This is a genomic window from Rhodococcus sp. MPR-R1B (assembly GCF_058793255.1).
This window is the reverse complement of sequence record NZ_JBXAFO010000073.1, coordinates 1-1,881: the sequence shown is the minus strand read 5'-3', so window position 1 is coordinate 1,881 and position 1,881 is coordinate 1. Positions and strand designations below refer to the sequence as shown.

1 protein-coding gene is annotated in these 1,881 nt (G+C 60.6%); it reads left to right on the top strand.

Annotation, left to right across the window (positions count from 1 at the left end; translation table 11 throughout):
* The coding region (locus tag AC1Q61_RS32670) for an amino acid adenylation domain-containing protein (RefSeq protein ID WP_492651484.1) at positions 1 to 1,881 on the top strand (1,881 nt) is incomplete at both ends.

The window sequence follows — 1,881 nt, the reverse complement described above, 5'->3', positions numbered from 1 at the left end:
GTGGTGTGGATTCGACGTTGTCGGCGTGGTTCGATGATGCTGCTGCGCGGTTTGGTGATCGGGTTGCGGTGCGGTTCGGTGGCGAGTCGTTGTCGTATGGTGAGTTGTCGGTGCGGGCTAATCGTTTGGCGCGCAGGTTGATTGCTCAGGGTTGTGGTCCGGAGTCGTTGGTGGCGGTGGCGTTGCCGCGGTCGGCGGATCTTGTGGTGGCGTTGTTGGCGGTGGTGAAGTCCGGTGCGGGGTATTTGCCGGTGGATCCGTCGTATCCGGCTGATCGTGTCGAGTTCATGTTGGCTGATGCTGCTCCGGTGGCTGCGATTTCGTGGTCCGGGCGTGAGTTGGTGTTGCCCGCTGGTTTGCCTGTGGTTGATATCGACGCGGTGGATGTGTCGGAGTTCGATGGTTCGGTGGTTTCGGATGCGGATCGTGTTGCGCCGTTGCGGTCGTCGAATGTTGCGTATGTGATTTACACGTCGGGTTCGACGGGTCGCCCGAAGGGTGTGCAGGTTCCGCACACGACGGTGGCGAAGTTGTTTGCGAATACTGAGAGTGTGTACGGGTTCGACGAATCCGATGTGTGGACGATGTTCCACAGTTATGCGTTCGACTTCTCGGTGTGGGAGTTGTGGGGTCCGCTGTTGTACGGCGGCACGTTGGTGGTTGTGGATTATGTGACGTCGCGGTCGCCGGAGCAGTTCTTGGAGTTGCTTGCTGCTGAGCGGGTGACGGTGCTCAATCAGACGCCGTCGGCGTTCTATCAGTTGGCCGAGGCTGATCGGTTGGCGTCGGAATCCGGTCGGGCTGCTGAGTTGTCGTTGCGGTGGGTTGTTTTCGGCGGCGAGGCGCTCGAGCTGCGTCGCTTGTCGGATTGGTACGGCCGCCGCGGTGACTTCGCGCCGACGTTGGTGAACATGTACGGCATCACGGAGACGACGGTGCATGTGAGCCATCGTGTGTTGGATGCTGCGTTGGTGGCGGATGCGTCGGCGAGTGTTGTGGGTCAGGCTATTTCGGGTCTGCAGGTGTTCGTGCTCGATACGCGTTTGGCTCCGGTGCCTGTTGGTGTCGCGGGTGAGATGTATGTCTCTGGTGTTCAGTTGGCTCGGGGTTATCTGGGTCAGGCGGGGTTGACGTCGACGCGGTTTGTGGCGAATCCGTTCAATGCCGGCGAGGTGTTGTACCGCACGGGTGACGTCGCGTCGTGGAACAGTGCTGGTGATTTGGAGTATCTGGGTCGCGCGGATGATCAGGTGAAGATCCGTGGTTTCCGGATCGAGATCGGTGAGATCGAGTCTGCGGTGTTGGCGGATGTGTCGGTGGCGCAGACGGCGGTGGTTGTCCGTGAGGATTCTCCGGGTGATCAGCGGTTGGTGGCGTATGTGGTTCCGGCTGCGGGTGTGAGCGTTTCGGTCGACGATGTCCGCACCGGTGTGGGTTCGTTGTTGCCGGAGTACATGGTGCCGTCGGCGTTTGTGGTGTTGGATTCGATTCCGTTGACGGTGAACGGGAAGTTGGATCGTCGGGCGTTGCCGGTTCCGTCGTTGCAGGTTGCGGTGTTCCGTGCTCCGACGTCGGTGGTGGAAGAGGTTGTTGCGCAGACGTTTGCGGATGTTCTGGGCGTCGAGCGTGTTGGTTTGGATGATGATTTCTTCGCGCTCGGTGGTAATTCGCTGATTGCGACGCAGGTGACGTCTCGGTTGGGTCAGGCGTTGGATGCTTCGGTGTCGGTGCGGGAGTTGTTCGAGGCGTCGACGGTGGAGGCGTTGGCTGCTCGTTTGGGTTCTCATGTCGGTGGCGGTTCACGTGCGGCGTTGACTGCGCAGGTGCGTCCGGTTCGGGTTCCGTTGTCGTTGGCGCAGCAGCGCATGTGGTTCCTCAACC